Annotated in this window: 13 protein-coding genes and 1 riboswitch; of the genes, 2 read left to right on the forward strand and 11 right to left on the reverse strand. The window is 43.6% G+C overall.

The genetic code is table 11. The annotated features are described in order from the left end of the window. Positions 1–289: 289 nt before the first annotated feature. The 6 genes from IGJ44_RS09665 to IGJ44_RS09690 form a co-directional block, all read right to left on the reverse strand. Positions 290–1,594 carry a nucleobase:cation symporter-2 family protein gene (locus IGJ44_RS09665; RefSeq protein WP_005230003.1) on the reverse strand — a complete coding sequence of 435 codons (1,305 nt, stop codon included), beginning with the start codon at positions 1,592–1,594 and terminating at the stop codon, positions 290–292. Next, positions 1,594–2,175 (reverse strand): xanthine phosphoribosyltransferase, encoded by a 582-nt coding sequence (locus IGJ44_RS09670; protein WP_074535223.1) that lies wholly within the window; start codon positions 2,173–2,175, stop codon positions 1,594–1,596. Before IGJ44_RS09670 ends, IGJ44_RS09665 begins: the two co-directional genes overlap by 1 nt. Before the next feature lie 76 nt (positions 2,176–2,251). Beyond that, positions 2,252–2,349: riboswitch (purine riboswitch) on the reverse strand. Positions 2,350–2,431: 82 nt separating this feature from the next. Next, positions 2,432–3,109 (reverse strand): hypothetical protein, encoded by a 678-nt coding sequence (locus tag IGJ44_RS09675; RefSeq protein WP_010749577.1) that lies wholly within the window; start codon positions 3,107–3,109, stop codon positions 2,432–2,434. 20 nt (positions 3,110–3,129) lie between these two features. Next, positions 3,130–3,735, reverse strand: a complete 606-nt coding sequence (locus IGJ44_RS09680; RefSeq protein ID WP_005229997.1) for a glycoside hydrolase family 73 protein — start codon at positions 3,733–3,735, stop codon at positions 3,130–3,132. Next, positions 3,732–4,742: a M15 family metallopeptidase gene (locus tag IGJ44_RS09685; protein WP_074535289.1), complete on the reverse strand. Its 1,011-nt coding sequence runs from the start codon at positions 4,740–4,742 to the stop codon at positions 3,732–3,734. The genes IGJ44_RS09680 and IGJ44_RS09685 overlap by 4 nt, the downstream gene beginning before the upstream one ends. A gap of 32 nt (positions 4,743–4,774) precedes the next feature. Then, positions 4,775–5,278, reverse strand: coding sequence for a hypothetical protein (locus IGJ44_RS09690; RefSeq protein ID WP_074535222.1), 504 nt, complete (start codon positions 5,276–5,278; stop codon positions 4,775–4,777). Between the two features lie 123 nt (positions 5,279–5,401). Here IGJ44_RS09690 and IGJ44_RS09695 point away from each other — a divergent pair, with 123 nt between their 5' ends. Further along, positions 5,402–6,358, forward strand: a complete 957-nt coding sequence (locus IGJ44_RS09695; protein WP_081116636.1) for a Gfo/Idh/MocA family protein — start codon at positions 5,402–5,404, stop codon at positions 6,356–6,358. 31 nt (positions 6,359–6,389) lie between these two features. Here the strand turns inward: IGJ44_RS09695 and IGJ44_RS09700 are convergent, their stop codons facing one another. After that, positions 6,390–7,352 carry an aromatic acid exporter family protein gene (locus IGJ44_RS09700; protein ID WP_074535221.1) on the reverse strand — a complete coding sequence of 321 codons (963 nt, stop codon included), beginning with the start codon at positions 7,350–7,352 and terminating at the stop codon, positions 6,390–6,392. 98 nt (positions 7,353–7,450) lie between these two features. Here IGJ44_RS09700 and IGJ44_RS09705 point away from each other — a divergent pair, with 98 nt between their 5' ends. Continuing rightward, entirely contained in the window at positions 7,451–8,050 is a 600-nt protein-coding gene (locus IGJ44_RS09705) for an FUSC family protein (protein WP_005231932.1), read from the forward strand. A gap of 44 nt (positions 8,051–8,094) precedes the next feature. Here the strand turns inward: IGJ44_RS09705 and IGJ44_RS09710 are convergent, their stop codons facing one another. The 4 genes from IGJ44_RS09710 to nagA form a co-directional block, all read right to left on the reverse strand. Then, the gene (locus tag IGJ44_RS09710) at positions 8,095–11,517 is read right to left on the reverse strand and encodes an FtsX-like permease family protein (protein ID WP_430605668.1); all 3,423 of its coding nucleotides are present in this window, start codon (positions 11,515–11,517) and stop codon (positions 8,095–8,097) included. Next, positions 11,518–12,219 carry an ABC transporter ATP-binding protein gene (locus IGJ44_RS09715; RefSeq protein ID WP_015509898.1) on the reverse strand — a complete coding sequence of 234 codons (702 nt, stop codon included), beginning with the start codon at positions 12,217–12,219 and terminating at the stop codon, positions 11,518–11,520. 195 nt (positions 12,220–12,414) lie between these two features. Next, positions 12,415–13,254, reverse strand: a complete 840-nt coding sequence (locus IGJ44_RS09720; RefSeq protein ID WP_074535219.1) for an SDR family oxidoreductase — start codon at positions 13,252–13,254, stop codon at positions 12,415–12,417. A gap of 122 nt (positions 13,255–13,376) precedes the next feature. Continuing rightward, positions 13,377–14,522 carry an N-acetylglucosamine-6-phosphate deacetylase gene (gene nagA / locus IGJ44_RS09725; RefSeq protein WP_074535218.1) on the reverse strand — a complete coding sequence of 382 codons (1,146 nt, stop codon included), beginning with the start codon at positions 14,520–14,522 and terminating at the stop codon, positions 13,377–13,379. Positions 14,523–14,550 lie beyond the last annotated feature (28 nt).

Raw genomic sequence — 14,550 nt, forward strand, 5'->3', positions numbered from 1 at the left:
AACAAGCTCAGAAGTATTTTCTCACGAAATTAGTTTGTTAGCAGCAGTTTGTCACTGCGACCCAACGCCCTTTGCATAGCACGTTATGACTAACAATCACTTTCCCCTTTAAATAGTAACGAGTTGCCGGAGCAATGTCAAAATATTTTCGAACTATTTGATAGTTTAACTTTGTATCGTTCGTTTTTATGGCTAAGAAAACCATTCAGTCTTTCTGTTTGGCAGGAAAAAGACAAATAAAGGAACAATACAAAAAATCCAGACGAATCCTCGTCTGGATCAAATCGACTTACTGTTGCAAGCTCAATTCCGTAACTTCGTCTGTTTCTTTCGGCAATCCATTGAAGAACAGGTTCAAAACAATGGCTGTCAAACTACTCATGACGATCCCATTGCCTGTAAACATTTGGACGGTTTCAGGCATCTGACTGAATAAGGTTGGCATCATATTGAACCCTAAACCAAAACCGATCGAGACCGCAATCACTAACAAGTTCTTGTCATTCATAAAATCAACTTTGCTCAGCATTCGCATCCCTTGAACAGCGACCATGCCAAACATCACTAACATGCCGCCTCCCAGTACTGCTTCTGGAATGATTTGCGCAATGGCACCAACTTTTGGAAACAGCCCTAATACGATCAAAAAGATAGCTGAAAAGAAAATCGGGCGTCGTGTCTTAATACCTGAAAGTTGAACCAAACCTACATTTTGTGAAAATCCAGTATAAGGGAATGTATTGAAGATCCCCCCAAGGATCACCGCCAAGCCTTCCGCACGATAGCCGCGCTTTAAGTCATTGCCTGTAATCGGTTTTTCAGTAATATCTCCCAGCGCAAAATAAACGCCAGTGGACTCTACCAGACTCACGATGGAAATAATGATCATCAAAACGATCGACCACAGATCAAAGGATGGTAAGCCGAAATAAAAAGGCTGAGGCAAATGAAACACAGGCGCATGGGCGATGGCAGAAAGATCCACCAATCCTAAGAGCGCTGCTAAAATGGTCCCACCGATCAAACCAATCAAAACGGCAATCGAGCGAATAAAGCCTTTCCCAAAGACCTGCACCCCAATGATCAAGGCAATCGTCACAAAGCCTAACAATAAATTCGTTGGATCACCAAAGTTAGCAGCTGCGGCATCCCCTCCACCGATTTTGGTGATGGCGACTGGAATCAAGGTCAAGCCGATGACGGTAATCACCGTTCCTGTCACCAATGGGGGGAACAAGACTTTGATTTTCGAAAAAATGCCAGCGATCAGAACAATGAAAATCCCAGCGGCAATGATCGCTCCGTAAATCGCACTGATCCCTGATTTGGTGCCAATCAAAATCAATGGGGAGACAGCTTGGATGGCACAGCCTAAAACGACTGGTAGGCCGATCCCGAAAAAGCGGGTAACAACTAATTGCAAAAGCGTAGCGATTCCGCACATGAAAATATCGATCGAGATCAAATACGTCATCTGAGCTTCATTGAAGCCCAGACCTGTTCCAATCAACAAAGGAACGGCAACAGCTCCTGCATACATCGCTAGCAAATGTTGCAAGCCTAAAACTGCTGAACGGCTATTCGTTTCTTTCATTAGGCATCTCCTTCTAAAAAGCTAACTTGGCCTTCCGACAATGAGGCGATCCGTGCTAGTGAAACAACAGGAATCCCCATCTCCTCAAGCAATTGTCGACCAGTTTGGAATGATTTTTCAATTACGATCCCAATGCCAACGACTTTTGCTCCTGCTTGCTGACACAATTCGATCAATCCTTTTGCAGCTTGTCCGTTTGCTAAGAAATCATCAATAATCAAGACCGTATCATCTGAAGACAAAAATTTCTTGGAAATCGATACTTGGCTGGTCACTTGCTTAGTAAAGGAATAGACAGATGCAGTCAGAAGCTCTTCATCCATCGTCAAACTCTTTGCTTTACGGGCAAAGATCATTGGTACTTGTAACTGTTCTGCAGTATAAAGCGCTGGTGCGATCCCTGAAGCTTCGATGGTCACTACTTTTGTGATGCCGCTTCCTTGAAACCGTTCCGCGAAGACTGTACCGATTTCTTTCATCAACTCATAATCCACTTGGTGGGTCAAAAATTGGTCCACTTTAAGAACCCCTTCGCCCAGCACATTTCCATGTGTTTTGATACGCTCAACTAATTTTTCCATCCTAGCTCTCCTCGTTCCTTTCTATTCCATCCTGAAAAAAAAGACACTCTTTTTGCCAAAGCAAAAAAAGTGTCTAACAGGCACGATTTTTACTTATAGTCCGATATTTACGGTATCGGGTAGAGACTGTCGACCATATTTCGACGATATACAAGTAATTTTTAAATGATAGATTCGATTATGCCTGTCTTTGATTAAAAACACAAGCATGGAATGCCCTTTATAAATAAAAATATTCTCATTTGCGGATCATTTCCTACTCTGGCTTCTCCATATCGCGATAGTGTTCCATCTTTTTACTGAAAAGCTCCCCATTGGACGGCGGTGTGTAGGTGATGGCATTAGCGCCTGCTTCAATCGTTTCTAAGATGCTTTCATCGGTTGGTCCACCGGTTGCGATGATCGGCAGCTTCGGATATTTTTTACGGAAGAAAGCCACGGTATCTGCTGTGTCCTTGCCAGCACTGATATTGATGACTTTCACACCAGCTTCAAGTTTGGCATCAATTTCGGTATACTTACTCGTTACGGTACTGATAACGGGAATATCTACAACTTTACAGACTTGCTCCACAGTTTTCAGTGGCGTTGGTCCGTTTAAGACGACCCCGATCGATCCTTGGGCTTCAGCAAACATGCTCATATAAGACGAGCGAAATCCTTGGGTCAAGCCCCCGCCGACACCAGAAAACACTGGAATATCTGCTGCTTCGATGATTGCTTTCGTAATTGCTGGGTGCGGTGTAAAAGGATAGACCGCAATCACAGCATCCGCATTTGTATTGCGGATGATCGCAATATCCGTTGTGAAAATAATGGAGCGGATTTGTTTTCCAAATATTTGAATACCGCTAGCCTCTCGAATAACTTTAGGCACTTTCACGATATCTTTACGCAAATCGGTGGTGATTTTTGGCATATATTTTTCTTCCATAAGCAGCCAACTCTCTTTTCTTATTGATCAAATCGATTCAATTGGTAGGTTTCAATTACTTGAATGATTTTGCTGGCATAATCTGGATCCGTTGCATACCCTGCATCTTGTAATGCTTGTGCGGCACTGCGGTAGTCGTTTGCTGTCAAGACATTTACATAAAGCGCAGGATTCCAATCCACACCATTTACAAACAACATCGTATGATCATCCATTGATTCTTCCCAAGTATCATAGACACGAAAATCTCCTTGAATCGTGACCCATTCTCCATTATAAAACTCTTGGGTATCTAATGTCACCTTTTTTGAATGGCCAAACGACTTAATCCCAAATAAATTATTGTATTCACTGGCTAGAGAACTTTGACCCCAATCTGATTCAAGAATCGCCTGTCCAATAATGATACTAGGTAAAATCCCGTAGCCCTTTTGCAGTTCTTGTGCGTAAGGAGCGATGCGATCAATAAATTCTTCATGAGAGATGGCTTCCGTGTTTGTTTCTTCCTCTTTTGGAAGGGGGTCTGCCAAACTATTCAAGGAAAAAATAAAGGCAATCCCAATCAAGAATAACCCTAGAAAGACTAATGGGAAACGAGTCTTCTGTTTTTTTCGTCTTGCGCTCATTTTTTCACTTCCTTTGTCTGACTAAACACAGTTTTAGAAAACAAATTGCCTCCATTCAGCAACAACTCATCTTGTGTAAGCTCACTGCTTTCTTGACTTTTAGCAAGAGAACCCTCATAGATCCAGTCCTCTGCCAGAGGATCTTCCCATTCGTGAGAGGACAGTTCTGCTTCTTTTCGAGCGATGTGTTCTTTTGCTTCTTCGAGAAACTCTTCAAAGGTCAACTCCTGCTCCTCAATGTAGGTTGCCACTTCGACCCCCACATATCGTAGATGCCAAGGCTCATAATCGATTTGCGTAATAGCATGTTTTCCTTTCGGGTAACGGATGATAAACCCATACTCTCTTGCATGAGCCTGTAACCATTTTCCACCCTCGGTATCACCGAACCCCTCATTGAGCAGCTCTCCAGTATGATTTTGATACCAATCCTGATCCACAACATCAACAGCAAGCCCAGTATGGTGTTCGCTATAGCCAGGCTCAGTAAAGGTCAGTTTCGTGATCCGAATTGCTTCTTCTTTTGTATGACCTTGACTCATCAGGGTGTTGACATTGGCATTGAATATCTCCTCTTGATACGCTACTGAACGGTAGGCAGAGACCATCGCCAAAGGATGTCCTGCAGCTTTTGCGGCATCTGCCAGCTTTTCATAAGCTGAAACGATGCGTTGATCGACGAGATAGCCATTCGACAATTTCCCTAAATCTTTTTGGGCAATTTCATTTTCGATTTTATTGTTTGGTCCAACCAAAACCAATGACCAATCATCCAATGAAACGGTTGGGAAATCCTCTTCGTTCACTTCATCACTAGCACTTGCTTGTTCTTGTGACTCTTGCGTGTTCCCATTTGGCTCTTTTTCATTTGTTTCTGTTGTTTCACTCGTTGTTGCTTGATCTGTTGAACGAGCGATACTTGCACTCTTTGTTGGGGTGACTGCGGTCACTCGGTTCACTTGAATGGTTAAAAGAACCAGAAACAAGAAGCCCGCCGCCGCAGCCATTCCATAATACTTTTTCAAAAAATATCCTACCTTTAGTTGTAAGTTTCTTCCAGATTTTCTTTGACCCACTCCAACAGTTCGATTTTTTCATTGCGAATTTGCTGCTGAACAAAAGCGGGCAATCGGAAGTTTAGTATATCATCATAACCCCACTCATCATACGTAATACTGACTCTCAAATCAAGGTATTGGGCTGTTTCTTCAGATTCTGTTAACAATTCGACCTTCGCTAAATCGCTTGCTAACCACGTTCTGGCGATTTGGGTCTTCATTTTTTTGAACTCGACGACCGCTTGATTGCGTTTTTCTGGATAAATGACGGTTTGCCGAATGATTTTTTGGATCAACATCCATTCATAATCTGAAAACAGCAGCTTCACTTTCTGATTTTCAGCAGGTGACAGACTCATTGTGCCATTTTTCCATGCTTCCCATTGCTCCTCGTTGATGCCTAATTGTGTTTCATAAAACTGTTTTTCTGATGCGTATTGCTCGATGATGGTATTTAAAATAATTGCAATTGATACATTATGCATATGTTATCCCTCCTCTTCTATATTTTACTGAAAGTCAGCCGTAATGGAAACTTTTTGCGATTGTTTTTGATTATTTTAAAGAATTGATTTCTTTTGTTATACTAAATACGAAGGAGATGATCAATGATGAAAAAATACCGTTGGGGAATGATTGGCCTCGGAGATATCGCAACGCAATTTGCTGCTGGCTTTTCTAATGAAGCAAGTGAACTACATGGGGTCAGTGCCCGGAGTTTCCCTAAAGTCCAAGCATTTGCTGAGAAACACTCTATTCCCCATGCTTATGAAAGCACAGATGCCATGTTAGAAGATCCGCAAATCGATATTGTTTATATTGCAGTACCTAATGATCTTCATCATGAATTTATTATGAAAGCTCTGATGGCAGGAAAACATGTCCTCTGCGAAAAAGCCATCACCACCAGTGCCGATGAGCTGGCGGAAGAACTAGCCTTAGCCAAAGAAAAAAACCTAATCTTAGAAGAAGCAATGACGATTTTCAATATGCCGGTTTATGCTCAGTTGAAAGAAGAGATCGATGCCGGACGCTTAGGAAAATTAAAAATGATCCAAGCGCCATTTGGCAGCTACAAAGATCCAGACCCAAGCAATCGTTTCTTCAATCCAGATTTAGGCGGCGGTGCTTTATTGGATATCGGTACGTATGCTGTTTCATTTGCCCGCTTTTTCATGACGGATACACCAGAAGTGACGTTTAGCAGCATGAAGCCCTTCTCTACAGGTGTGGATGAACAATCAGTCACGATCCTACAAAATCCAGCCGATGAAATGGCTAGTGTCACGCTGACTTTCCAAGCGAAAATGCCTAAAACCGGTATCGTCGCTTTCGAAGAAGGATACATTACCGTAGATGAATACCCTCGTGCGGACAAAGCCGTGATCCATTTCCGAGATGGAACAAATGAAATGATTGAAGCTGGCGACAGCAGTCAAGCCCTTAATTATGAAATTGCCAATATGATCAAAGCCATCGATGGCGAGATCGCAGGATCGATCCACTTGACCACCGATGTCATTGACGTTCTTGATCAAATGCAGGCTTTTTGGGAACAGCAGTAAAATGAAAAAGACTCCATTTTGGGAGTCTTTTTTAGCGTGCCATTGTTTGCATTTGATCAGAAAAGTCGGCTTTGATTTCAATAAAACTTTTAAAGGTTTGCAGAAACTGAAACAGCTGAGCGCGATTTTCAAACTCTGCTCTTGTTTGGGGCAATGGCTTTTGTCGATAATCTTCATAAAGCGCAGCAATTTTTGCCAAGATCTCTTTCCCATCGTTATTTTCGTGAAAGGACTCGGCAGTAAAGGATAGCAACTCTTGAAACGCATTTGTATAGGCTTCTTCTACCCAAAAAAACTGCAATAAGTCAACCATTTCTAAGAGTAAGCGTGCCTGACTTTGGCGCATGGTAAAGTACTCTTCATAATAGGAGGCTTCTCCTCGCCATTGATTTTCACTATGCACCATTGCTTGTTGTTTGCCTTGCTTGATATCCCCCAAAAGCGTTTGGCAGACCTGGGGAAGCGTCGCCTTTTCTTTTTCAGTTAAGGCAATCGACATGTCTTTTAAAAGACTTTTAAACATTTCTTCCACTAATTGCTGTCTTTCTTTCAATGCTCGTTCGCCATCTGGCATATATAAATTGAACAAAAGTGCAAAGCCAATGCCAATACTCATCAATAAAAAAGCATTCCCAATCAGTGGCCAAGCAAACGAACGTTCCATCATATAATGGGTCACCAAGACAGAATTGACGACGATCCCATCGGTCAAATTGAAATAGACAGCGGTTGGGATAAAGAGAAAGAGAAAAAGAACAAATCCTATCGGCCCAAAGCCTAATAAATGGAAGCTGACAAAAGCTAAGAGCGTAGCGATCGCCAAAGAGATCAAACGCCCGATTCCCGTAAAAAGTGACGTTTTCTTTGTATTACCGACGCTTAAAATGGCGATGATCCCTGCGGCTGGCGCATACAAAAGACCGATCTGTTGTGCCAGAAACATTGATAAACCAGCAGCAATCGCCGTTTTCACGGTCCTCATTCCGATTTTCATTTTTGTCACCTCCTGTGAAAAGTATACTAAATTGTGAGGAATAAGACTAGAATTTCTCAACTGCTTTGGGTATGATTAAGTAAAGGGGGCATTTGACCATGAAACTGGGGCGTTTTCGCTTGGGTATGCGAACGATAAAAACAGCCATTGCTGTCATGCTTTGTATTCTGCTCTTTCATTTTCTTGATCGTGGCCAACCATTGATTGCTGCCTTGTCGGCTGTCTTTTCTTTGCGACAAGACCTGACCACAACGATCTCTTTTGGGAAGTCACGGGTATTAGGAAATACGATCGGCGGCGGTACAGCTATTTTTTACTTTTTGACGAAGCAATATTTTCAAAATGACTTTCTGATCGAATTGTTTGTCTTGCCAGCGCTAGTCATTTTTGTCATCGTTTTTTCAGATGGCATCAATAACAATTCTGGCATTATCTCTGCTATTGCGACGATGCTTTTGATCACTTCCAGTGTCCCTCAAGGGGAATCGATCATCTTCGCCTTAGACCGTGTATTGGACACCTTTATCGGCACGTTAGTTGCCCTATCGATCAATTTCGTCATTCGACCACCTGAGGAAGAGAAAAAGGATGAGATCCAAGAAGATCTGGTGGTGCTGAGGCAAAAAGAGCTTGAACTAAAAGCCATGCTAGAAGAAGTCCAAGGTGAGATTTCCGAACAAGAAAAACAAGAAAAATAAAAACAGCCTTTTTCCAGAATCATTCTGAGAAAAGGCTGTTTTTGTTACTCATTGGCTTTCAGTGCATCGATCATATTGACATGTTTCAGTTTGAAATACATTGCGATCCCTACCACGCTTGAAAATAAGCAGGTCAATCCAGCGGCATACACATAGCTCATTGGTTCGACTGTCGGTGAAAACATGGCGATATCGACTTCAATGGTCTGTAAGACAAATTGATGCTGAAGCACCCCTAATAATAAACCAAATGCAATGCCGAAGATCGTCAGAAAGATATTTTCACGAAAGACGTACATGGTCACTTCTCTATCATAAAAGCCCAATACTTTGATGGTCGACAACTCGCGAATGCGTTCCGCTATATTGATGTTGTTCAAGTTGTACAACACGATAAAGGCTAATGCCCCCGCAGACGAGATCAAGATCCAGATGACGATGTTCAAGGTTGCTGTCGTGTCATCTAAGGCATCCGCTGAAGCTGAGAGGAAGGAAACATTGATGACATTGTCTTGTGCCATCAAATCAGCCGCGATCGCTTCTTCCTCCGATATCGTCAAACGCTGACTGAATTTCAATAACTCACTGTTGTAAGAAGGGGCGGCCTGAAAGATCTTTTGATACGCTTCTGGGGTCAAATAAGCAAAATGCCCTGTGTAGTTTTCTGCGATTGCAGCCACATTCAGTTCAAATGCTTCGCCGCTTTCATTCGTCAACGTTATCGTATCACCCACCGATAATCCAAACAACTTAGCAAGCTTTTCATTGATGATGGCGCCCTCTCCTTCTAGCTCGTAAGCTTCTCCTGAAACCCGATCATTCAAGTGGACAAATCTCGATAAAGCCGCAGGATCTTCTGGCACGGTGACGGTTACTTCTTGCTGCGTGCCCCCCGATTGAGCCAACGTCAGACTTTCCGTATGCAAGAATAACCCTGCTTCAAAGCCTTCAATATCTTCTGCGGCGGCTTTTGTTTCACTCATTGCTTCAGAATCCTCATCATCAAAGGTGATCACCGCCTGATACTGCCAGATTTTCTCAAACTGTAAAGGAATGATATTGCTGATGGAATCTCTTAGACCAAATCCAGTCAAGATCATGGAGGTACATCCCGCGATCCCTAAGATGGTCATGAGCATTCTGGACTTGTAGCGAAACAGGTTTCGCATTGTAACTTTTTGAATAAAACTTAAGTGCCGCCATATAACGGTGATTCTTTCTAAGAGAATTCGTTTTCCTGTTTTGGGTGCCTTTGGTCGTAACAATGAAGCCGATGACTGTCTTAAATCAAATCGTAAAACCAGCAACGCGATACCGATGGTGCAAAGCAAGCTGACTCCCACAGCAATCAATGAAAGCCGCAAATACCATGGGGTGTCATACTCCGTGAGATTGTAAAGCGGTCCATAAGCTTGAATGATGATTGCTGGAAAAAAGGAAAAGCCGACTGCTAGACCCAATACAGCACCTGTGATTCCTGCTGCAGAGGAATAAAGCAAAAATTTCTGTCCAATCTCCCAGTTACGATAGCCCAATGCTTTCAATGTACCGATCTCACTACGTTTTTCATCGATCATCCGCGTCATGGTGGTTAGACTGACTAACGCTGCAATCAAAAAGAAGATAACTGGGAAAATCGTCGCTAACGAAGAAACCCGTTCCGCATTGTCTTGGTACTCTGAATAACCAGGGTTCGCATCGCGGTTTGCGACACGATAAACTGCCGGTTTTAGATCCAACAATTCCTGCTCTTTTTCAGCAACTTCTTTTTTGGCATCTTCAAGTTTTTCGCGTTCTTTTGGTGCTCTTTCTTTAAATTCGTCAACCTTTTCTTGAAGGGTTGCTTCGTTTTCTCGATATTCTTGCCAACCAGCAGCTAATAAAGACTGACCCTTGGCTTTTTCAGAAGCTAAGGTCTCACGAGCGTCGCTTAGCTGCGTCTCTCCTTGGGTGATCTGAGTCTGCGCTTGTGCCAATTCTTGGCGCCCAGCTCTGATTTGGCTCCAGCCAGCATTGACTTGCTGTTGTGCCTGCTGAAGTTGCGCTTCTTGGTCATTGATCGTAGACAATTGCCCAAGTAATTGAGCACGTTGTTGCTCACCTTCGGCAATAAGTGGACGCAATGTATCTTCAGCTGCCGTCAGCATAGTAGCAATCATCGTTTCATCGATTTCCTCCAGATCAGGAACCGGACCAAGGACATCTGTCGGCAGGTTCAACTGTGCCAGAGCGGCTGTTATTTGTGCATAGACGGTAGGCAGCTGGGACATTTGCTCCTCTGCAGAAAGTTGACTCACACTTCTGATTTGATCCATGCCTTGGTATGCCAGCGCCAGTTGCTCCTCTACCTGCTGGATACCCCTTTGTAGTTCAGGTCTTTGTGCCAAAACGGGTGCCAACTGAGCTTGGGCTGACTGTACTTGGGCTTCTTGCTGAATCAATGCTTGTTCATTTTGATCTAGCAGGCGTTGATTTTCGATCAATGCCTGTTTCCCCTCAGCTAATTTTTGCGCTTCTACATTCAATTGCTCTTGGGCAGTTTGAATCTCTGTCTGAAAAGCTACTTCTTGTTCCGTCAACTCCTGATGCGCCTGCGCCAATTTCTCTGTTGCGTCGTCAAGTTCCGCTTGCGCTTGCTGCAATGCCTCTTCGCCATCACGGATCTGTTCTTTGGCTTCATCAATCGCTGGTTGCGCTTCATCGATCAACTCTTGCCGACGTCCTTGTGCCCGCGGAGCCAACCGTTCTTCTACTTCATCACTTACTTGATCCCTTTTTGTCTGATATGCTTCTGAATAGCTAGTCACTTGCGATAGCTCATCAAAACGAACTAACAATCTAGCATACGCAGTTTCTTTAAAATCTTCTTCTGGAATTACTGCAAAGTAATCGACTGTCCCATTCCCAACGGTACTATTGCCTCGATGAAAATTCTCAATAAATTCGGGACTATTGACAAAGCCAACGATCGTGTAAGTGTGCGTTGCTAGCTGGTTTTCACCGCTTTCTGGCAGTTCAAAAGTTTCATCTAGTGCAAACCCATCGCTGCTTTGTGCCGCTTGATCCAAAGCAATTTCCCCTGACTTTTGCGGCAATCGACCAGAAGTCACCTGATATTGATTGACTTGTCGCTCCTTCGAAAGGGAAAAGACACGGATCACGGCACGGTGATTTTCGGCATTGATATCGGCGATCTGCTCTGCTTCAACAGACGTGACACCAGGCATTTCTTCAATGATTTCCCGATCGGCAGTCGACAACCCTAAAGTTGACGCAATCGTAAAGTCCGCTAATTTCTGGCGAGCAAAGTAATCTTCAGCAGCTTGTTCCATATTCGGACCTGTTGCACTGATCCCCACAAAAAAAGCGACCCCTAAGAAGATAATGCCTAATATGGACAAAAACCGCCCGGGTGCTTGCCTAATTTCACGTAAACTGGAACGTAATAATGTTTTTTTCATAGGCATTTACCAAGAAATAGAGGCAATTGGAATCGGATGAGTATTTTTTTCCATCTTGCGGACCTTTGCATCATTGATATGGATCACACGATCAGCCATGGGAGCCAATGCGCTGTTATGTGTAATGATCAAAACGGTCGTCCCAGTCTCACGAGCCGTTTTTTCTAGAATTGCTAGAATCTGTTTCCCCGTTTCATAGTCAAGTGCCCCAGTTGGTTCATCACAAAGCAGCAATTTGGGCTTCTTCGCTATAGCACGAGCGATCGTGACTCGCTGCTGCTCGCCACCAGACAATTGCGCTGGAAAGTGATCCAAGCGATCACCAAGCCCAACTTGGGTCAAGATCTCAGCAGCATCAAGTGCCTCTGGCACGATTTGTGCTGAGAGTTCAACGTTTTCTCTGGCTGTCAAATTAGGGACCAAATTATAAAACTGAAAGACAAAACCGACATCTTTGCGGCGATAGGTCGTCAATTGTTTGGCATCAAAGCCAGCAATATCTGTTCCATCAACGATCACTTTGCCACTGTCACATTGATCCATTCCGCCAAGTATGTTCAAAACGGTGGACTTACCAGCGCCACTAGGACCAAGGATCAGTGCGATCTCTCCTTTTTCTACAGAAAACGAAACACCATCATTAGCAGCAATGACCGTGTCGCCCATTGTGTATTTCTTCACTTCTTTCACAACTTCGATATAACTCATTATGTTCCTCCAAGAATTCCAGCGCCGCATGCGCTTTCTCGCTTAATAGTGTATCATACTTATTCCTGCGAAAGAAACAGCAAAAAAGCAGCTCATTTTATCAAATTAAAAAATCTGAGACAAAATGATGCTCATTCTGTCCCAGAATCGATTTTACACTTCCATCTAATTTGATTGACAAAGAACAAAAACCAATTATTGTGCTTGGTCGGCAATTCTTCGCTGGGTTTCTTCCCAAAGTTTTTGCGCTTGCTGCCGCTCATCAAGGATCTCCGTCGGCACTGCCTGACGGTCGACAAAGTAGCGCCCGCTAGTGCCAGCTACCTCGGGGCTTAGTGCCAAATATATCGCTGTATCAGACCCTTCCTCTGGTGTTTTGAAAAAAGGCGTGAGCATTTTGTAGACAGATTGACCAAATCCTGTTTGTCGGCTGACCCCTAAGCTGGTCGCCACAGCTCCCGGATGCAAGGCATTGGCAGTAACGGTCGTATTGCGCAATTGAAAGGCAAGTGCATCCGTAAATAAAATCAGGGCTTTTTTTGAGCGACCATATTCCCGCCAAGGTAAAAAATCCGGTACATCGAAAAAGCGCTGATCCTTTTTCTTTACAAATTTGTAAGCACCAGAAGCAACATTAACGATCCTACCAGCATCCGCACGTTTTATTAGCGGCAATAACTGACGGGTCAGTTCAAAATGCCCCACGTAGTTTACGCCCAGCATTTGTTCAAATCCATCGGCTGTTCGCTCTTTTTTTAAATTGACGATGCCCGCATTATTGATCAGTACATCCACTTTCTCAAAGCGGGCATTGATTTCAGCGGCTGACTTGCGTACGCTAGCCAATGACCCCAAATCACCGATCACTAGATCAATGCTTGGATTGCCTGTCTCTTCCTTCAAACGTTGCTGTGCTGCCTGCCCTCGTTCGGCAGAACGGCAATACAAAATCACATGCATCCCCAATTCTGCCAATTGTTTGGCTGTTGCAAAGCCCATGCCAGCGTTGGCACCCGTAACTAAAATCGTCTTCAATTTGCCACCTTCCCCTTCTAAGAATACCGGTTTCTTTCATCATAACTGAAAATAAAAAAATCTGCTCAAAAAACAGATCAAGAGAAGCTCTCTTCTTGTTTCTTGAAGCAGATTGTTTCATTTTATGCTTGGTAACGGCAAACACCATCTAAATAAGTGGCTGCTAAATTCATTTCTTGATCCAAAACAATGAAGTCAGCTGGACGACCTTGTTTGATCATACCGCAAGCGTGGTCGATCTTGCAGCTGATCGCTGGGATCAAGCTTGCCATCATGACCGCTTCTTGAGGGGTAGCGATTCCCCAGTCTACAACATTTTTCACGGCTTCTTTTAGTTTCAAGATGCTGCCAGCAAGATTGCCTGTTTCCATTCGAGCCGTGCCATCTTTTACCACTACTGGAAATTCACCTAAAATGTAATCACCGTCTGGCATACCGCCAGCCATCATACAGTCGGTGATCAAGGCCACATGGTCGTGACCAGCTTTTTCCATCAAAATCTCAGCTGCTTGAGGATGTACATGGTGGCCATCACAAATCAACTCAGAAAAAACTTCTTTTAATGAAAGTAAGGCACCAACCATTCCAGGTTCACGATGGTTTAATCCGCGCATTCCGTTGAAGGCATGAACAAAGACACTGGCACCAGCTTCTACTGCTGTTTGCGCTTCTTGTAACGTTCCATTACTATGCCCTAGTGCAACCACTACGCCTTCTTCCGTCACTTGCGAAACAAATTCACTCACACCTTCGCGCTCAGGAGCCAAGGCGATTTTTTTGATAATTCCACCAGAAGCTTCTTGCCATTCATGGAAGGTATCAATATCAGGATCACCAAAGTAGATTGGATTTTGCGCCCCTTTATGTTCTTCAGTAAAGAACGGACCTTCAAAGTAGATCCCTTGGATTTTTGCTCCTGTAACTTCGTCTTTGACTTTCCCAACGGTTTCAGCAACATCACGCAACCGTTCTTTGCTGGATGTTAAGGTTGTCGGTAAGAAAGATGTCACACCACAAGACAAAAGACCTTCTGACATGGCTTTGATGCCTTCTGCATCGTTATCCATCACATCATGGTTCATAAACCCGTGGATATGAGTATCCACAAGACCCGGTGCTACCCATTTGCCTGAATAATCTTCTACGTCTGCACCAGCAGGGACTTCTTCGACGATCGCGCCGAATTTTCCCTCCTTGACCTCCAAGTAACCAGGGCCATGAACCGCTGATTTCAGAAAGAATTTGTCTGCGTAAATATATTTATTCATCTTGATCGCTCCTCTATTTCTTTTCTTC

This window comes from Enterococcus sp. DIV1368d, assembly GCF_050542975.1.
GTDB classification, from domain to species: Bacteria; Bacillota; Bacilli; order Lactobacillales; family Enterococcaceae; genus Enterococcus_D; species Enterococcus_D casseliflavus.